Below are 18,971 nucleotides of genomic sequence, written 5' to 3'. Positions count from 1 at the left end.
TACAAAAAAAGACTGGCAAGTCCGAAATGACTTGCCAGCATAAGTTTTATCAATGGTTTTTGCGATACATCACTATTTTGCCGCGACCGGCAATGCGCCGAAGGCCGGATTGAGCAACGCAAGGTCCAAAACTTCATCAATTCGCTGCACCGGATGAATATCCAAATCGGCAATAACGTTCGCCGGGATCTCTTCCAGATCGCGCTTGTTTTCATACGGGATCAGCACAGTTTTGATGCCGCCACGATGTGCTGCCAGCAGCTTCTCTTTCAGGCCACCAATTGGCAGAACCTGACCACGCAGCGTGATCTCGCCGGTCATCGCCACATCGGCACGAACCGGGTTGCCCGTCAGGCAGGAAACCAGCGCGGTGCACATCGCAATACCGGCGCTTGGGCCATCCTTAGGTGTAGCGCCTTCCGGCACGTGCACGTGGATGTCACGCTTCTCGTAAAAATCAGGGTTAATGCCCAATTTATCCGCGCGCGCACGCACCACGGTCAGTGCAGCCTGGATAGATTCCTGCATCACTTCACCGAGCGAGCCGGTGTAGGTCAGCTTACCCTTGCCCGGTACGCAGGCGGTTTCAATGGTCAGCAGATCGCCACCCACTTCCGTCCACGCCAGGCCGGTAACTTCACCCACCCGGTTTTCGGTATCCGCACGGCCGTAGTCAACACGCTGTACGCCCAGGTAATCTTTCAGGTTGTCGCCGTTGATCTCGATATGCTTGAGCTTCTTGTCCATCAGCAGCGTTTTCACCGCTTTACGGCACAGCTTGGAGATTTCACGCTCCAGGCTACGCACCCCAGCCTCGCGGGTGTAAAAGCGGATAATGCCGGTAATGGCGCTGTCGTCGACCGTCAGCTCACCTTTTTTCAGGGCGTTACGCTCAAGCTGCTTCGGCAACAGATGCTGCTTGGCAATATTGAGTTTCTCGTCCTCGGTATAGCCGGACAGGCGGATCACTTCCATACGATCCAGCAACGGCGCAGGAATGTTCATCGAGTTCGAGGTCGCCACGAACATCACGTCGGACAGATCGTAATCCACTTCCAGATAGTGATCGTTAAACGCCACGTTCTGTTCCGGATCCAGCACCTCAAGCAGTGCAGAAGCCGGATCGCCACGCATGTCGGAAGACATCTTGTCGATCTCATCGAGCAGGAACAGCGGGTTTTTCACCCCAACCTTGGCCATTTTCTGGATCAGTTTGCCCGGCATGGAACCGATATAGGTACGGCGGTGACCGCGGATTTCCGCTTCGTCACGCACGCCACCCAACGCCATACGCACGTACTGGCGGCCGGTCGCTTTAGCGATCGACTGACCCAACGAGGTTTTACCCACGCCAGGAGGCCCAACCAAACACAGGATCGGCCCTTTGATTTTGCTTACGCGGCTCTGTACTGCGAGATACTCAAGAATACGGTCTTTGACGCGTTCCAGACCGTAGTGATCGATATCGAGCACTTCCTGCGCCTTGAGCAGGTCTTTTTTAACCTTGCTGCGCGCATTCCACGGCACCTGTAGCATCCAATCGATGTAGCCGCGCACCACGGTGGCTTCCGCAGACATTGGCGACATCATTTTCAGCTTTTGCAGTTCCGCTTCGGTTTTTTCACGCGCGTCTTTCGGCATTTTCGCCGCTTCGATCTTGCGCTTCAGCGCTTCATGCTCGTCCGGCGCATCGTCCATCTCGCCCAGTTCTTTCTGAATCGCCTTCATCTGCTCATTCAGATAGTACTCGCGCTGACTTTTTTCCATCTGTTTTTTGACGCGATTACGGATGCGTTTCTCAACCTGCAGCAGGTCGATTTCCGACTCCATCATCGCCATCAGGTATTCAAGACGCTCGGTGATATCGAACATCTCCAGTACCGACTGCTTGTCGCTGAGCTTCAGCGGCATGTGCGCGGCGATGGTATCCGCCAGGCGCGCAGCATCGTCGATGCTGTTCAATGACGTCAGCACCTCCGGTGGAATTTTCTTGTTCAGTTTGATGTAGCCTTCAAACTGATTGATTGCAGTGCGTACCAGCACTTCTTGTTCACGCTCGTCAATCGCGGGTGACTCAAGATATTCTGCCTGGGCAGCAAAATGCTCGCCGCTGTCGGAAAGCGTAGTAATACGCGCCCGCTGCAGGCCTTCGACCAGCACTTTTACCGTGCCATCAGGCAATTTCAGCATTTGCAGGATCGACGCTACCGTGCCGACTGAGAATAAATCATTAATGCCAGGTTCATCCGTTGAGGCCTCTTTCTGTGCCACCAGCATGATCTTTTTATCGTGATCCATTGCTGCTTCGAGGCACCGAATCGATTTTTCCCGGCCAACAAATAACGGGATCACCATGTGCGGATAAACCACCACGTCGCGCAACGGCAACACGGGGATTTCAATGCGTTCGGAACGCTCAGGGTTCATAGAGCTCTCTCTTAAGTTTAACTTCCGCCAGGTTGAGGGGGAATCTCATGAGACGCAAGCATCAAACGTTTCATAAAATCTGGTTAATGAGTATATGGGGATGAATCTCTTACATTCAACGGCAAGAATGCAGGAAATAAAAATGGGGGATAAAATCCCCCATTTTGACATTAACTTTCTGGTTTGACTGGCGAATTATTCGCCTGAAGCCTGTGCTTCCGGTTTGCCGTAAATCAACAGCGGTTTGGACTGACCGGCGATGACCGACTCGTCGATCACCACTTTGTCGACGCTTTCCATTGAAGGCAGGTCATACATGGTATCCAGCAGCGCGGCTTCCACGATAGAACGCAGGCCACGTGCACCGGTTTTACGTTTCATCGCCTTTCTGGCGATGGCGTTCAATGCTTCTTCACGGAACTCCAGCTCCACACCTTCCAGATTGAACAATGCCTGATACTGTTTGGTCAGGGCATTTTTCGGCTCTTTCAGGATCTGGATCAGCGCATCTTCGCTCAGCTCACTCAGCGTGGCCACCACCGGCAGACGGCCGATGAACTCAGGGATCAGGCCAAACTTGATCAGATCTTCCGGTTCAGCCTGCAACAGCAGTTCGCCTTCGGTCGCTTTCTCAGACTCACCCTTCACGGTGGCGCCAAAACCAATACCGGAACCGGTATTAACGCGCTGACCGATCACTTTATCCAGGCCGGCAAATGCGCCGCCGCAGATAAACAGGATTTTCGAGGTGTCAACCTGCAGGAATTCCTGCTGCGGATGCTTACGGCCACCCTGAGGCGGAACGGCAGCAATAGTGCCTTCAATCAGCTTCAACAGCGCCTGCTGCACGCCCTCACCCGAAACGTCACGGGTAATGGACGGGTTGTCTGACTTACGAGAAATCTTATCGATTTCATCGATGTAGACGATGCCGCGCTGGGCTTTCTGCACGTCGTAGTCACATTTCTGCAGCAGCTTCTGGATAATATTCTCCACGTCCTCACCCACATAACCGGCTTCGGTCAGCGTGGTGGCATCGGCCATGGTGAAAGGCACATCCAGGAAGCGTGCCAGCGTTTCTGCCAGCAAGGTTTTACCGCTACCGGTAGGACCAATCAGCAGAATGTTGCTTTTGCCCAACTCGATACCGTTGCTGGTATCGCCGTTGCGCAGGCGTTTGTAGTGGTTATACACCGCTACCGCCAGCACTTTCTTCGCCGGTTCCTGACCGATGACGTAGTCATCCAGGTGGTGGCGGATCTCATGCGGCGTCGGCAGCGCGCTGCGCTCACGATGCGGTGAAACTTCTTTAATCTCTTCGCGAATAATGTCGTTACACAGGTCAACACATTCATCGCAGATATACACTGACGGACCGGCAATCAGCTTACGCACTTCATGCTGGCTTTTGCCGCAGAAAGAGCAGTACAGCAGCTTTCCTGAACCGTCTTTGCGCTTATCTGTCATCAGTAAACCTCTTCTTTAGTCTTTGTCCCGCAGGAAAATCACGGCGGCCGTGCGCCCCAAATTCATACCGGGAATGCCGATAATGCTCACCAGAGCGAGCCACGCCCGCTCTGATTACTATAGTCTATCGGCTCGCACAATTACCTCGCCAGCCGCGTGGTGTTACTTGCGGTGCGTCAGAATGCCGTCAACCAGACCGTATTCTACCGCTTCTTCCGCGGTCATAAAGCGATCGCGCTCGGTATCGCGTTCGATCTGCTCCAGTGTCTGGCCGGTGTGTTCTGCCATCAGCTCATTCATACGCGCCTTCACCTTCAGGATTTCACGCGCATGGATTTCGATATCCGTCGCCTGGCCCTGATAGCCGCCCAGCGGCTGGTGGATCATCACGCGTGAATTCGGCAGACAGAAACGTTTGCCCTTGGCACCCGCGGTCAGCAGGAAGGAGCCCATCGAGCACGCCTGGCCCATACAAATGGTGCTGACGTCTGGCTTGATGAACTTCATGGTGTCATAGATTGACATGCCTGCGGTGATCACGCCACCCGGGGAGTTAATGTAGAGGAAAATGTCTTTTTCCGGGCTTTCTGCTTCGAGGAACAGCATCTGCGCCACAATCAGGTTGGCCATGTGATCTTCGACCTGGCCGGTCAGGAAAATAATGCGCTCTTTCAGCAGGCGGGAATAGATGTCGTAAGAACGCTCCCCGCGTGAAGTCTGCTCTACCACCATCGGCACCAGGGCCATGTTAGGTGCAAATTGATCTCGTTCGCCACTGTATGACATTACCGTCTCCTAATAGAAATTGCCTTGGCGGCCAGGGTTACACCCTATTACACCGATTCTACTTGAGAACGGTCATGATGACTATGCTCAAGCATTCGACCCACGCCACACGTACCCGACGGTTTTTGTATCCCGCGCACTCTGGCAAACAGCCTATACCCGTCATCTTTCAAGTCACAGCGTTGTTACCTGCACTCGCTCATCCCCAGTAACTTACTCGAGTAAGCGCCTGGGGATGAGTGAGCTGGCCGCCTAGCTGCAACTTGAAAGCTATAGGGTATACATATACTTTTTACAGATTGGGGCCACAGTCAGAATTTCAAGCCCGGCAGAGTATTTTTAGCGGTAATCCTGCACACCCGGGCTGCAGGTGGCAACCATCATGCCAGACTGTGCCAAGATCAACAGTGTAAATATAGTGCATATTGTCACGCTTAACCTGAGATTAATCAGCAACGTGGCAAAAAGAAAAGCCCGCAACCGAAGGTTACGGGCTTTTTTAACGCCAGGGCCGGCAAGCCGGCCCTGAGAGCGCAACAAGTTGCGCCCTGGCGTACAGACATTACGCCTGTTGAGTCTGGTTCATCAGCTCGCTGAAGGTAGTGGCTTTCTCAGTCACTTTCGCTTTTGCCAGCAGGGCTTCAACCGCTTGTTCTTCCAGAGCAACGTTGCGCATGTTGTTCATCAGCTCTTTGTTTTTGCTGTAGAACTCAACAACCTCACTTGGATCTTCGTAAGCGGAAGCCATTTCTTCGATCAGCGTTTTAACGCGATCTTCGTCAGCTTTCAGATCGTTGGTGCTGATCACTTCGCCCAGCAGCAGACCGACAACTACGCGACGCTTGGCCTGCTCTTCGAACAGTTCGCGTGGCAGTTCCAGCGCTTGCTTCTCGTTGCCGCCGAAACGTTGTGCAGCCTGACGGCGCAGAACGTCAACTTCGCCGTCGATCAGCGCAGCAGGAACGTCGATTTCGTTAGCGCTGACCAGGCCGTCGATTGCCTGAGTCTTGATGCGGTTACGCACAGCGCCTTTCAGCTCGCGCTCCATGTTTTTACGCACTTCAGCACGCAGGCCTTCGGTAGAACCATCAGCCACGCCGAAACGTTTGATGAATTCTTCAGTCAGCTCTGGCAGTTCACGCTCTTCTACTTTCTTCAGAACGATGTCGAACTTGGCCGCTTTGCCCTTCAGATTTTCAGCGTGGTAATCTTCTGGGAAATTAACGTCGATGGCGAATTCTTCACCGGCTTTATGACCGACCAGACCTTCTTCGAAGCCTGGGATCATGCGGCCCTGGCCCATGGCCAGTACGAAATCAGAGGCTTTACCGCCTTCGAATTCTTCACCGTCGATAGAACCAGAGAAGTCAACGGTCACACGGTCTTCAGCCTGAGCTGCGCGATCGGTCTCTTTCCAGGTCGCCTGCTGCTTGCGCAGGGTGTCCAGCATGGTGTCAACGTCAGCGTCGTTAACTTCAACCACTGGCTTCTCAACTTCGATGCCATCCAGGCCTTTCAGCTCAACTTCTGGATACACTTCGAACTCAACGGCGAAAGTGAAATCTTCACCTTCTTTGTACTCGCCCGGCACGTAGTTTGGCGCGCCAGCCGGATTGATCTTTTCTTTGATGATCGCATCAACGAAGCTGCGTTGCATCGCATCGCCCAGTACGTCTTGACGAACGGAAGCGCCATAACGTTGCTCAACAATGTTCATCGGTACATGGCCTTTACGGAAGCCATCGATACGAACGCTTTTTGCAGCGTTGATCAGCTCTTTTTTAATAGCCTGCTTGATTGTATCAGCGGGTACAGTAATAGAGAGACGGCGCCCAAGGCCTTGAGTGGTTTCTACTGAAACTTGCATCTTGTTACCTCAAAAAAATCACAGTGCTCGGTCAACTCCGTTCGAAGAACCAGGACGGCTACATTACAGAACCGAGTTTCCTGATGACAGAAGTGTCCCGAAACCATTCCGGAAAAATAAGACGCGACATTATAGCGGCGCAAGCGGAGCGAGTCGAGGAAAGCAAGGCAGCGGCGGCGCGCTAAAACTCACACTTTTGCCGATTTGATCGCCAAAAGGCCGCCGAAGCCGACCCGGCCTTGGCTGCATTGCGCATCGGCTGTGTCGTCGTCAAAAACAGAAACGGCCCGCAGGCCGTTCCAAAATTCGTCTGTAGTAATACCCCAAATCGTGGTCAAAGTTCCACTGATACCGCAAATTTAGCCGTCAGGCCAAGGTTCCGGCACCACGACAAGGGGGAGAGGCCGGCACGGTATCCTGCAGCCCTTCCCACTCTTTCAGGGTATAAGTGTGCAACGCCAGCGCATGTACACCATCGGATAGCTCTTCCGACAGGACGCCGTAAATCGAGCGATGCCGCGTCAGGAAACGTTCGCCGACGAAGCGATCGCTGACCAACACCACTTTGAAATGACTTTCTGAACCCGCCGGAACGTTATGACGATAGCTTTCATCAACGACTTCCAGATACGCGGGCTCAAATGCCGCCCTTAACTTTGCTTCTATTTGCTCGCGAATCATAGGATCTCCTTACTACACCGGCAGAGGACCGCCCCCATCTATTTCAATATTAGCCTCTTTCTCCCCTTTTAGACCATTACGCAGGTAAATTTCTCTTCTTTGCGGACAAAAAACGGCCAACATCCGCCGCCGCTTGAGGTTTTTCTGATTGAGACGGCCAAAAAAGCATGTTTTTATCAACGGCAGGTAAAAATTTGTCACTCCGGTGCGTTCTGCGCTTCCTCCGGCCGGCGGCGATGCTATGATGTCGACAATTTGTTGTTGGCTATCCCGCTCTGATTATTACAGAAAGCTTGCTCAGACCAGCCTCGCTATTTTGGGCAGCTTAAAATCCATCGAGAATGAGACAGTAACTATGTTGAAAAAACTTTGCCTTCCACTGTTGGCCGCACTGATGCTGGCCGGCTGTGCTACCAGCAGCAACACCCTGAACGTGACACCAAAAATCGTACTGCCGCAGCAGGACCCAACTCTGCAAGGCGTCACCATCAGCATTAACGGCGCGGATCAGCGCAAAGATCAGGCTCTGGCGAAGGTCAATCGTGACGGCCAACTGGTAACGCTGACACCATCACGCGACCTGCGCTTCTTACTGCAAGAGGTGCTGGAGAAACAAATGGGCGCGCGCGGCTATATGATCGGTGCCGACGGTGCCGTTGATCTGCAAATCGTGGTCAATAACCTGTATGCAGACGTCTCTGAAGGCAACCTGCGCTACAACATCACCACCAAGGCCGATATTTCGATCATCGCCCAGGCGAAAAACGGCAACAAGCAGGTGAAAAACTACCGTTCAACCTATAACGTCCAGGGCGCCTTCACGGCAACCAACGAGAAAATCACTAACGCGGTCAATAGCGTGTTGGGTGACGTTATTGCCGATATGGCGCAGGACACCAGCGTCAACGACTTTATCAAGCAAAACGCGCGTTAAGCCGCGAACGCCTTGCACTGCCCGGATAGTCGGGCGGTGCAGACAGGGAACTCATGTCGAAAAACTATCTAAATCTCTTCACCCAGCGTAACTCCGCGATCCTGCTGTTGCTGGGTTTTGCTTCGGGTCTGCCACTGGCGCTGACCTCCGGCACGCTGCAAGCCTGGATGACCGTCGAAGGCATCGATCTGAAAACCATCGGCATTTTCTCGCTGGTCGGTCAGGCCTACGTGTTCAAATTCCTGTGGTCCCCCTTTATGGACCGCTACACCCCGCCATTTCTCGGCCGCCGACGCGGTTGGTTGCTGATCAGCCAACTGCTGCTGGTAGTCTCGATTGTGGCGATGGGCTTTATGCAACCGGCGCAGCATCTGTGGTGGCTGGCAGCTTTGGCGGTACTGGTGGCGTTCTGCTCTGCGTCGCAGGATATTGTTTTTGACGCCTATAAAACCGATCTGCTGAGCGCGGAAGAACGCGGAGCCGGCGCGGCGGTTTCGGTGCTGGGTTACCGGCTGGCGATGCTGGTATCCGGCGGGCTGGCGCTGTGGCTGGCGGATCGTTACTTCGGCTGGCAGTCAACTTACTGGCTGATGGCAGGATTGATGCTGATCGGCATCGTCGCAACTTTGCTGGCACCGGAACCGGACAACAGCATTCCTGCGCCGCGCACCATGGAGGAAGCGGTAGTCGCTCCGTTGCGCGATTTCTTCGCACGTAACAATGCCTGGCTGATTTTACTGCTGATCGTGATGTACAAAATGGGCGATGCCTTTGCCGGCAGCCTGAGTACCACTTTCCTGATCCGTGGCGTAGGGTTCGATGCCGGGGAAGTTGGGCTGGTGAACAAAACTCTCGGCCTGTTTGCCACTATCGTCGGGGCGCTGTTTGGTGGCGTGCTGATGCAACGTCTCAGCCTGTTCCGCGCCCTGATGCTGTTCGGCATCCTGCAGGCGGTCTCTAATCTCGGTTACTGGATATTGGCGGTTACCGATAAAAACATCATGACGATGGGTAGCGCTATCTTCCTGGAGAACCTGTGCGGCGGCATGGGTACCGCCGCCTTCGTTGCGCTGCTGATGACGCTGTGCAACAAGTCGTTTTCCGCGACCCAGTTTGCCCTGCTTTCGGCGTTATCCGCCGTCGGCCGCGTCTATGTTGGCCCGATTGCCGGCTGGTTTGTCGAAGCGCATGGCTGGCCGCTGTTCTATTTATTCTCGATTGCCGCGGCCCTGCCCGGCCTGTTGCTGCTGCGCCTGTGTCGACAGACGCTGGAATATACCCAGCGTACGGATAACTTCATGCCACGCACCGAATTCCGTCAGTTTTATCGCTGGGCGTTGCGCATGCTGACTCTGGGTTGCTCATTGCTGGGGCTGTGGTTGATTTTACTTATCACCAACGCACTCGACTGGACCGCCTTGCCAAATCTGGCCGATCGGTTACTGCAGATCGGTGCCGCACTGAGTCTGGTGGGCATTGCGATGGGCAGTCTGTTGGACTATCTGGCACTGCGTCGCACCCGGCTGGCCTGATATCGCCGGCCGGTGTTGGCACCGGTCGGCAAAAATGCATCAGCGTGATGAGTTTATTTCGAATAAAAGAACATAAATGGCGGAAGAATTATTTTTTTACCTGACTAAATCGCTCGGAAATAAAATTAAATTCACTTTAAATACACAATTATTTTACATTAAATAAACCTTTCATTCGTATTTCAAAAAAGCGTTTTTACCTGTTGAATTCATCATACCTTTAGTTTTCCTTAACATACGATTTGCCCGGCACGATTCAGCGTGCCAACGCTTTGTTGCCATTAGTAAATTGTCACGCAACGTGACATCTGTGACCCCCTTAACAGAAAGTGTCAACAAGGCGCTGACACTCCCTTAAGCATGTTTACAGTACTGCAACCTTCCCGTAAAATGCCCGCACACATGAAACGACAATAGAGCCTTTGTAATTGAGGTCGTTAGATGAGACTTAAGAAATACAATAAAAGTATTGGGATGTTGTCATTAATTGCTTCCACTGTAATGCTCAGCGGTTGCAATATGGTATTGATGAATCCCAAAGGAGCAATTGGTGTTGAGCAACGGACACTGATTATCACTGCAATCGCATTAATGTTGATCGTGGTGGTACCAGTTATCTTTATGGCGTTCGCCTTTGCCTGGAAGTACCGTGCTTCCAACAAAGATGCCAAATACAGTCCGAACTGGTCACATTCCAACAAAATCGAAGCGGTCGTCTGGACCATTCCTATCATTATCATCGCCATCCTTGGCACCATTACCTGGAAGACTACCCACGAACTCGATCCGTTCAAGCCGATTGTCACTGACAAAAAGCCGATGACTATCGAAGTGGTGTCGCTCGACTGGAAATGGCTGTTCATCTACCCGGAACAAGGCATCGCAACGGTTAATGAACTGGCTTTCCCGAAAGACGTTCCAGTTGAATTCAAAATCACCTCTAACTCGGTAATGAACTCGTTCTTTATCCCTCAGTTAGGTGGGCAGATTTATGCGATGGCCGGGATGCAGACCAAACTGCACCTGATCGGCAATGAAGCAGGCAAATACGACGGTATTTCCAGCAGCTTCAGCGGTCGCGGGTTCTCCGGCATGAAGTTCACCGCCATTGTCACCCCAACCGAAGGCGACTTCGATCAGTGGGTTGCCAAGGTGAAAGCATCGCCGACTAACCTTAACGCCACCAGCGACTTTAACAAACTGGCAGAGCCGAGTGAAAATAACCCGGTTGAGTACTTCTCCAGTGTCAAACCGAATTTGTTCAAAGAAACTATTGGCAAATTTATGGGTGATATGAACATGCACAAGGGCGCTACCACGCACGAAGGTATGGACATGAGCCAGGGTATGGACATGGGTGAACATGCTGCTCACGCCGGAGCCGAGGAATAACTGATGTTGGGAAAATTAACGATTGATGCGGTTCCGTACCACGAACCGATCATCATGGTCACCGTTGCTGCAATTGTTATCGGGGGGCTGGCTCTGCTGGCGCTGATAACCTATTTCGGCAAGTGGAAATGGCTATGGAGCGATTGGCTGACTTCGGTCGACCATAAAAAAATTGGTATCATGTACATCATCGTGGCAATGGTTATGTTGCTGCGTGGTTTTGCCGATGCCATCATGATGCGTAGCCAGCAGGCGCTTGCGTCCGCCGGCGAGGCCGGATTCCTGCCACCGCACCACTACGACCAGATCTTTACCGCCCACGGCGTAATCATGATCTTCTTCATGGCGATGCCTTTCGTGGTCGGCCTGATGAACGTGGTTGTACCCTTGCAAATCGGTGCGCGCGACGTTGCCTTCCCGTTCCTGAACTCCCTGAGCTTCTGGTTCTTCGTGGTGGGTGTCGTCCTGATCAACATCTCTCTGGGTGTGGGTGAGTTTGCGCAGACCGGTTGGCTGGCGTATCCGCCGCTGTCGGGTAAGGAATACAGTCCTGGCGTTGGGGTCGATTACTGGATCTGGAGTCTGCAGATTTCCGGTCTGGGTACCCTGTTGACCGGTGTGAACTTCTTCGCCACCATCATGAAGATGCGTGCCCCTGGCATGCCTCTGATGAAGATGCCGGTGTTCACCTGGGCGGCGCTGTGTACTAACGTCCTGATCATCGTTTCTTTCCCAATTCTGACTGTTACCATCGCGTTGCTGACCCTGGATCGCTACCTGGGCTTCCATTTCTTTACCAATGATATGGGCGGCAACATGATGATGTACATCAACCTGATTTGGGCCTGGGGTCACCCAGAGGTGTATATCCTGGTTCTGCCAGTGTTTGGTGTGTTCTCTGAAGTCACCGCGACCTTCTCAAGAAAACGCCTGTTCGGCTATACCTCACTGGTATGGGCAACCATCGCGATTACCGTTCTGTCGTTCATCGTATGGCTGCACCACTTCTTTACCATGGGGTCCGGCGCGAACGTTAACGCCTTCTTCGGTATCGCCACCATGATCATTTCCATCCCTACCGGGGTGAAAATCTTCAACTGGCTGTTCACCATGTACCAGGGCCGCATTCAGCTCAACTCCGCAATGCTGTGGACCATCGGCTTCATCATCACCTTCTCCGTGGGTGGGATGACCGGCGTTCTGCTGGCAGTACCGGGCGCGAACTTCGTGCTGCACAACAGTCTGTTCCTGATTGCCCACTTCCATAACGTGATTATCGGTGGTGTGGTGTTTGGTTGCTTCGCCGGCCTGACCTACTGGTTCCCTAAATCCTTCGGCTTCACGCTGAACGAGACCTGGGGTATCCGTGCGTTCTGGTTCTGGATCATCGGTTTCTTCGTGGCCTTTATGCCACTGTATGCTCTGGGCTTTATGGGTATGACTCGTCGTATCAGCCAGAACATCAACCCAGAGTTCCACCCACTGCTGCTGGTAGCGGCGTGCGGCGCAGCTCTGATTGCCTGCGGTATCCTGTGCCAACTGATTCAGATCTACGTCAGTGTGCGTGACCGTGAGCAGAACCGTGATCTGACCGGTGACCCATGGGGCGCTCGTACGCTGGAGTGGTCCACTTCGTCTCCACCGCCGTTCTATAACTTTGCCGTAGTGCCGCAGATTCATGACCGTGATGAATTCTGGGACATGAAAGAAAAAGGCAACGCTTATAAGAAACCGGCGAAATACGAACCGATTCATATGCCGAAAAATACCGGCGCCGGTGTGATTATTGCTGGCTTCAGCCTGGTATTTGGTTTCGCGATGATCTGGGACATCTGGTGGATGGCGATCGCAGCCTTCGTAGGTATGATCGTGACCTGGATTGCCAAGAGCTTCGATGAAGATGTTGATTACTATGTGCAGGTTGATGAAATCGAGCGCATTGAAAACCAACACTATGAACAAATCAGCAAAGCAGGCGTGAAACATGTCAACTGATACTCTGACTAACCATGACGCAGCCCATGCAGAGCATGGGCACCACGACGCAGGAGAGACCAAAGTCTTCGGATTCTGGATCTACCTGATGAGCGACTGTATTTTGTTTGCGAGCTTGTTCGCGACTTATGCAGTACTGGTGAACGGGACCGCTGGCGGTCCCTCTGGCAAAGACATCTTCGATCTGAAGTTTGTTCTGGTTGAGACCTTCCTGCTGTTGTTCAGCTCCATCACCTACGGTATGGCGATGATCGGCATGAACAAAGGCAAGGTTGGCAGCGTTAATACCTGGCTGTTCCTGACCTTCCTGTTTGGTCTGGGCTTCGTAGCGATGGAAATCTATGAGTTCCATCACCTGATCGTTGAAGGCTATGGTCCGGATCGCAGTGCGTTCCTGTCCGGCTTCTTCGCACTGGTTGCTACCCACGGTCTGCACGTGTCTACCGGCCTGGTTTGGATCGTTATCATGATGATTCAGGTCAGCAAGCGCGGCCTGACGTCAACCAACAAGACCCGTCTGATGTGCCTGAGTCTGTTCTGGCACTTCCTGGATGTGGTTTGGATCTGCGTATTCACCGTTGTTTACCTGCTGGGGGTTATGTCATGAGTCATTCATCCCATGAAACTTCTCACGGCGGCGCAAGCCACGGTAGCGTTAAGACCTATCTGATCGGCTTTATTCTGTCGATCATCCTGACGGTGATTCCATTTGCGATGGTGATGAGCGGCACCGCCTCTCACTCCACCATCCTGGCGGTTGTAGTCGGCATGGCGGTGATTCAGGTGGTTGTTCATCTGATTTACTTCCTGCACATGAATACCTCATCGGAAGAGCGCTGGAACCTGGTGGCATTGCTGTTCACCGCTATGATCATCGGTATCGTTGTTGTGGGTTCACTCTGGATTATGTACAACCTCAACATCAATATGATGGTCGATTAAGAGCAGAGCTGGACGTGATGATTAAGCAATACCTGCAAGTAACCAAACCAGGAATTATTTTCGGCAATTTAATTTCTGTCGTCGGGGGATTCCTGCTCGCCTCTAAAGGGAGCATCGACTATCCCCTGTTTCTCGCCACCCTGGTGGGGGTCTCGTTGGTTGTCGCTTCGGGCTGTGTATTTAACAACTACATTGACCGCGACATCGACAAGAAAATGGAGAGAACGAAGAATCGGGTGCTGGTTAAGGGCCTGATCGCGCCGAGTGTAAGCCTGGTTTATGCTACCGCTCTGGGTATTGCGGGCTTTGCGTTGCTGTATATCGGTGCCAACCCGCTGGCCATGTGGCTGGCGGTGATGGGCTTCGTGGTTTATGTCGGCGTTTATAGCCTGTACATGAAACGCCACTCGGTATACGGCACACTGATCGGCAGCTTGTCGGGCGCTGCGCCACCGGTTATCGGTTATTGCGCAGTCACCAACGAGTTCGATGCCGGTGCGTTGATCCTGCTGGCTATCTTTAGCCTGTGGCAGATGCCGCATTCCTATGCGATTGCCATCTTCCGCTTTAAAGATTACCAGGCAGCCAACATTCCGGTTCTGCCGGTCGTGAAAGGCATTTCGGTGGCGAAGAACCACATCACGGTCTACATTGTGGCGTTTATGATTGCCACCCTGATGTTGACCCTGGGCGGCTACGCCGGCTACAAATACCTGATCGTCGCTGCGGCGGTAAGCGTATGGTGGCTGGGCATGGCACTGCGTGGTTACAAAACCGAAAATGACAGCGTTTGGGCACGCAAGCTGTTTGTGTTCTCGATTGTTGCCATCACTTCGCTGAGCGTAATGATGTCTATCGACTTCAGCGCGACAGCCGCGCCGGAAGCGCTGATGACGTACGTCTGGTAAGCCAAACCGTCTGTGAATGGGCCGCTTTAGCGGCCCATTAAATTGGTGACAAACACCCGAAAAACGTGGTTTTCGGATGTTTGGGTAAGGCAGTAGACATAATCCTCTATTTCTATTAGTACTGAATTCATTACTTCTAGTTGCAGAGACTTTGTTAGCTGTTTTGTGGGCCGCTTTAGCGGCCCATTTTATTTGTCTCGCCAAAAAGCCGATGAACTGTAATATCTGCTAAACAACATTAGATTTACCCCCCCTGCCCTTCACACTAAAATGACGCTTCTTTCACAGAAGCTATCCCCTCAGGCGTTATCACCGATAGCCTGACGGAATGGCTTTTAATGAGGTTTTAATGAACGATAATGCAATGACCCCGCTGGAACGACGAGCGACCTGGGGATTAGGAACCGTATTTTCACTGCGCATGCTCGGCATGTTTATGGTGTTGCCGGTACTGACCACCTACGGTATGGCGTTGAACGGCGCCAGCGAAACGCTGATCGGTATCGCCATCGGTATTTATGGCCTGGCGCAGGCGGTGTTTCAGATCCCCTTCGGCCTGATCTCCGATCGTATCGGCCGCAAACCGCTGATTGTCGGCGGGCTGCTGATCTTTGCGCTGGGCAGCGTCATTGCCGCCGCGACCGACTCCATCTGGGGGGTGATCCTCGGCCGGGCATTACAGGGCTCCGGCGCTATCGCCGCCGCAGTGATGGCACTGCTGTCTGACCTGACCCGGGAACAGAACCGCACCAAGGCAATGGCATTTATCGGTGTCAGCTTCGGTATTACCTTCGCTATTGCGATGGTGGTTGGCCCGATCGTCACCCACGCCTTTGGCCTGCATGCGCTGTTCTGGATGATTGCCGTGCTGGCATTGGCCGGTATCGTAATCACTCTGGCAGTGGTCCCTTCCGCCAGCCACCACGTGTTGAACCGGGAATCGAGCATCGTACGCGGCAGCTTCAGCAAGGTGCTGAGTAACTCCCGGCTGTTGAAGCTCAATTTCGGCATCATGTGTCTGCATATCCTGCTGATGTCCAGCTTCGTGGCGCTGCCACTGGCGATGGAAAAAGCCGGCCTGGCACCGAGCCAACACTGGATTGTCTACCTGGTCACCATGCTGGTTTCTTTTGCCGCCGTAGTGCCATTTATCATTTATGCCGAGAAGAAGCGCCGCATGAAGCAAGTCTTCATGGGTTGCGTAGCGGTGTTGTTCTGCGCGGAAGTGCTGCTGTGGCTGTCCGGCGCGCACCTGTGGGGCATCATTGCCGGCGTGCAGCTGTTCTTTATGGCGTTTAACGTGATGGAAGCCATTTTGCCTTCGCTGATCAGCAAAGAATCTCCGGCCGGCTATAAAGGGACAGCGATGGGGGTTTACTCCACCAGCCAGTTTATCGGCGTGGCGATCGGCGGCAGCCTGGGCGGCTTGCTGTATGGCCTGCAGGGGGCGGGACTGGTGTTTATCGCCGGGGCGGTGTTGGCGGCAGTCTGGTTTTTGGTCAGTAGCACCATGCAAGAACCGCCTTACGTCAGCAGCCTGCGTATTACGCTGTCGGAACTGGCGGTGAAGGATTCAGCGTTGGAAAGCCGTCTGAAAGCCCAACCGGGCGTAGCGGAAGCGATAGTGGTGCCGGAAGAGCGCAGTGCCTACGTGAAGGTCGATACCAAACAGACCAACCGCGGCCAACTGGAAGCGCTGGTGAATTCACTGTAAAGAAAAGGGCCAGCAAGCTGGCCCACGTTTGATAATAAAGGTGTTTTTAGCCCGAGATACCCGGGCCTAGCGCACCGAGGGGCGCTCCGGCAGCCAAGGCTGCTACGACCCCTTCGGCACGCTCTCCCTAATAACTGGCTTTGTCGGTGCTAATGAAAGATTAATCGCGGAAGTTCTTGAACTGGAAAGGCTGCCCCAGATCGGCGCCGCGTACCAGCGCCATCACGCCCTGCAGATCGTCGCGTGATTTACCGGTTACCCGCACTTCATCACCCTGGATCTGTACCTGGACCTTCAGCTTGCTGTCTTTGATCAGCTTGACGAGCTTCTTCGCCTGGGCGCTTTCAATCCCCTGCTTCAGCTTGGCATCCACACTGTAGGTTTTACCGCTGTGAGTCATTTCTTCCGGGATCTCGAGTGCGCTGCCTTCGATGCTACGTTTACTGAGCTTTTCACGCAGAATATCGAGCAACTGCTGCACCTGGAAATCAGACTCACTGGCGACTTTAATGCTTTCGTCTTTTTCGTTCAGCTCAAAGCTGGCCGGCACGTTGCGGAAATCCCAACGGGTGCCCAGATCGCGCGTGGCGTTCTCGACGGCGTTACGCACTTCCTGCATATCAATTTCGGAAACAATGTCGAAAGATGGCATACTTCTTCCTCCTGAATGAGAGCCTAATGCGATAGGCGATTTCGATGCCGAGCATGATAACCGCTTTAGCGCCTCAGACAAAATCTGCTGAAGCTAGCGGCGGATAAGCCGTCAAACAGCAGAAAAGTCTATAATTATAAGACAGTCATTGAGCGATATTCCCGTTACCCCAAGGAGTCTGGATGAAAATAACTATTCTTGGTTGCGGCGCGCTCGGACAACTGTGGCTCTCCCGACTGTATCAGCAGGGTCACGATGTACAGGGATGGTTGCGGGTGCCACAGCCCTTCTGCGCAGTGAACGTGATTGAGCCGGAAGGCGCCTCGTTCAACCGTAATTTGCCCACCAACGATCCCGAACATTTATCCCAGAGCGAACTGCTGCTGGTCACCTTGAAAGCCTGGCAGGTATCGAGTGCGGTCAGCGCGCTGCTGTCAAAGTTGAACCCGCGCTGTGCCATCCTGCTGCTGCATAACGGCATGGGCACCCAGGACGAACTGCCGGCGAACAACCAACCGATATTGCAGGGCACCACCACCCATGCAGCGCGTCATGATGGCAGCACTATTATCCATGTCGCCGGCGGCATCACCCATATCGGCCCGACTTCACCGGCGGCGCAGTCACTGAGCCATCTGGCAGAAGTGCTGCACCAGGCCCTGCCTGACGTCGCCTGGCACAATAATATCGCCTCGGCGAACTGGCGCAAGCTGGCGGTCAACTGCGTGATCAACCCGCTAACGGCGCTGTATAATTGCCGTAATGGCGACCTGCAACGCTATCCCGAACAAATCGAGCTCATCTGCCGCGAGGTCTCCAGCGTAATGGAAATGGAGGGCTACCACACCTCATGCGAGGGTTTGCAGCAGTACGTCATGGAGGTGATCCAAAGCACCGCGGACAACGTCTCTTCGATGCTGCAGGATATCCGCACCCAGCGACATACTGAAATCGACTACATTACCGGCTACCTGCTGCGCCGCGCGCGCAGCCACGGCGTGACTCTGCCAGAGAACGCACGCCTGTTTGAATTGATTAAGCGAAAGGAAAATGAATATGAGCGTATCGGCGCTGGTCTGCCTGGCACCTGGTAGCGAAGAAATCGAAGCCGTCACCACTATAGATTTGCTGGTGCGGGCGGGCATTAAAGTGACCACCGCAAGCGTAGCCGGCGATGGCGACCTGACTATTGTCTGTTCACGCGGGGTAAAACTGCTGGCCGATGCGCCGCTGGTGTCGATTGTGGACGAGCCTTTCGACGCCATTGTGCTGCCCGGTGGCCTGAAAGGTGCCGAGTGCTTCCGCGACAGCCCGCTGCTGGTGGAGAAAGTGCGTCAGATGCACCTGCAGGGCAATATCGTCGCCGCCATCTGCGCAGCACCGGCACTGGTGCTGCAACACCACGATTTGTTCCCCATCGGCAATATGACCGGGTTCCCGGGGCTGAAAGAACGGATCCCGGCCGACAAATGGATAGAAAAACGTGTGGTGTTCGATCCGCGCGTTAACCTGCTCACCAGCCAGGGGCCGGGAACTTCAATGGAGTTTGCGCTGAAGCTGATTGATTTACTGCTGGGGAAAGCCAAAGCGGCGGAGATCGCCGCTCAGCTGGTATTGATACCTGGAATGTACGATTTCCGCGATTAAATCACGGGGGCGGCAGATGCGCCCCCT

The 18,971-nt window shown here is 53.6% G+C and carries 16 protein-coding genes; 10 read left to right on the top strand and 6 right to left on the bottom strand.

The window, feature by feature from the left end:
* Positions 1 to 72: 72 nt before the first annotated feature.
* From lon to bolA, 5 genes are all read right to left on the bottom strand, one after another.
* Positions 73 to 2,427 carry an endopeptidase La gene (lon, locus tag E5C26_RS05430; protein ID WP_135315388.1) on the bottom strand — a complete coding sequence of 785 codons (2,355 nt, stop codon included), beginning with the start codon at positions 2,425 to 2,427 and terminating at the stop codon, positions 73 to 75.
* Between the two features lie 195 nt (positions 2,428 to 2,622).
* Positions 2,623 to 3,894 carry an ATP-dependent protease ATP-binding subunit ClpX gene (gene clpX / locus E5C26_RS05425; protein ID WP_135315387.1) on the bottom strand — a complete coding sequence of 424 codons (1,272 nt, stop codon included), beginning with the start codon at positions 3,892 to 3,894 and terminating at the stop codon, positions 2,623 to 2,625.
* Positions 3,895 to 4,056: 162 nt separating this feature from the next.
* A complete protein-coding gene (gene clpP / locus E5C26_RS05420; RefSeq protein ID WP_012005535.1) occupies positions 4,057 to 4,680 on the bottom strand; it encodes an ATP-dependent Clp endopeptidase proteolytic subunit ClpP in 624 nt (207 codons plus the stop codon).
* Positions 4,681 to 5,242: 562 nt separating this feature from the next.
* Positions 5,243 to 6,547, bottom strand: a complete 1,305-nt coding sequence (gene tig, locus E5C26_RS05415) for a trigger factor (RefSeq protein WP_112347697.1) — start codon at positions 6,545 to 6,547, stop codon at positions 5,243 to 5,245.
* A gap of 366 nt (positions 6,548 to 6,913) precedes the next feature.
* Positions 6,914 to 7,228, bottom strand: coding sequence for a transcriptional regulator BolA (gene bolA / locus E5C26_RS05405; RefSeq protein ID WP_012005533.1), 315 nt, complete (start codon positions 7,226 to 7,228; stop codon positions 6,914 to 6,916).
* 355 nt (positions 7,229 to 7,583) lie between these two features.
* On the opposite strand from bolA, the gene E5C26_RS05400 reads away from it, so the two are divergent.
* The 8 genes from E5C26_RS05400 (at position 7,584) to E5C26_RS05365 (ending at position 16,645) form a co-directional block, all read left to right on the top strand.
* Positions 7,584 to 8,162 carry a lipoprotein gene (locus tag E5C26_RS05400; RefSeq protein WP_135315386.1) on the top strand — a complete coding sequence of 193 codons (579 nt, stop codon included), beginning with the start codon at positions 7,584 to 7,586 and terminating at the stop codon, positions 8,160 to 8,162.
* Between the two features lie 53 nt (positions 8,163 to 8,215).
* Positions 8,216 to 9,694, top strand: coding sequence for a muropeptide MFS transporter AmpG (ampG, locus tag E5C26_RS05395; RefSeq protein WP_135315385.1), 1,479 nt, complete (start codon positions 8,216 to 8,218; stop codon positions 9,692 to 9,694).
* 441 nt (positions 9,695 to 10,135) lie between these two features.
* Positions 10,136 to 11,086: a cytochrome o ubiquinol oxidase subunit II gene (cyoA, locus tag E5C26_RS05390; RefSeq protein ID WP_135315384.1), complete on the top strand. Its 951-nt coding sequence runs from the start codon at positions 10,136 to 10,138 to the stop codon at positions 11,084 to 11,086.
* Between the two features lie 3 nt (positions 11,087 to 11,089).
* Entirely contained in the window at positions 11,090 to 13,081 is a 1,992-nt protein-coding gene (gene cyoB / locus E5C26_RS05385; RefSeq protein ID WP_130379479.1) for a cytochrome o ubiquinol oxidase subunit I, read from the top strand.
* On the top strand, positions 13,071 to 13,688 hold the full coding sequence (locus E5C26_RS05380; protein ID WP_135315383.1) for a cytochrome o ubiquinol oxidase subunit III: 618 nt from the start codon (positions 13,071 to 13,073) through the stop codon (positions 13,686 to 13,688). Before cyoB ends, E5C26_RS05380 begins: the two co-directional genes overlap by 11 nt.
* Positions 13,685 to 14,023, top strand: a complete 339-nt coding sequence (locus tag E5C26_RS05375) for a cytochrome o ubiquinol oxidase subunit IV (protein ID WP_012005527.1) — start codon at positions 13,685 to 13,687, stop codon at positions 14,021 to 14,023. The genes E5C26_RS05380 and E5C26_RS05375 overlap by 4 nt, the downstream gene beginning before the upstream one ends.
* Positions 14,024 to 14,040: 17 nt before the next feature.
* Entirely contained in the window at positions 14,041 to 14,931 is an 891-nt protein-coding gene (gene cyoE, locus E5C26_RS05370) for a heme o synthase (protein WP_012005526.1), read from the top strand.
* Between the two features lie 349 nt (positions 14,932 to 15,280).
* Positions 15,281 to 16,645: an MFS transporter gene (locus tag E5C26_RS05365; protein ID WP_135315382.1), complete on the top strand. Its 1,365-nt coding sequence runs from the start codon at positions 15,281 to 15,283 to the stop codon at positions 16,643 to 16,645.
* Positions 16,646 to 16,805: 160 nt separating this feature from the next.
* Here the strand turns inward: E5C26_RS05365 and E5C26_RS05360 are convergent, their stop codons facing one another.
* On the bottom strand, positions 16,806 to 17,297 hold the full coding sequence (locus E5C26_RS05360) for a YajQ family cyclic di-GMP-binding protein (RefSeq protein WP_012005524.1): 492 nt from the start codon (positions 17,295 to 17,297) through the stop codon (positions 16,806 to 16,808).
* A gap of 182 nt (positions 17,298 to 17,479) precedes the next feature.
* On the opposite strand from E5C26_RS05360, the gene panE reads away from it, so the two are divergent.
* Both panE and yajL read left to right on the top strand, forming a co-directional pair.
* A complete protein-coding gene (gene panE, locus E5C26_RS05355; RefSeq protein ID WP_135315381.1) occupies positions 17,480 to 18,391 on the top strand; it encodes a 2-dehydropantoate 2-reductase in 912 nt (303 codons plus the stop codon).
* Positions 18,354 to 18,944, top strand: coding sequence for a protein deglycase YajL (yajL, locus tag E5C26_RS05350; RefSeq protein WP_135315380.1), 591 nt, complete (start codon positions 18,354 to 18,356; stop codon positions 18,942 to 18,944). The genes panE and yajL overlap by 38 nt, the downstream gene beginning before the upstream one ends.
* The last annotated feature ends 27 nt before the right edge of the window (positions 18,945 to 18,971 follow it).

The organism is Serratia proteamaculans, assembly GCF_004684015.1.
GTDB classification, from domain to species: Bacteria; Pseudomonadota; Gammaproteobacteria; order Enterobacterales; family Enterobacteriaceae; genus Serratia; species Serratia proteamaculans_F.
The sequence above is the reverse complement of the archived record's forward strand: the minus strand, read 5'-3'. Positions and strand labels throughout refer to the sequence as shown.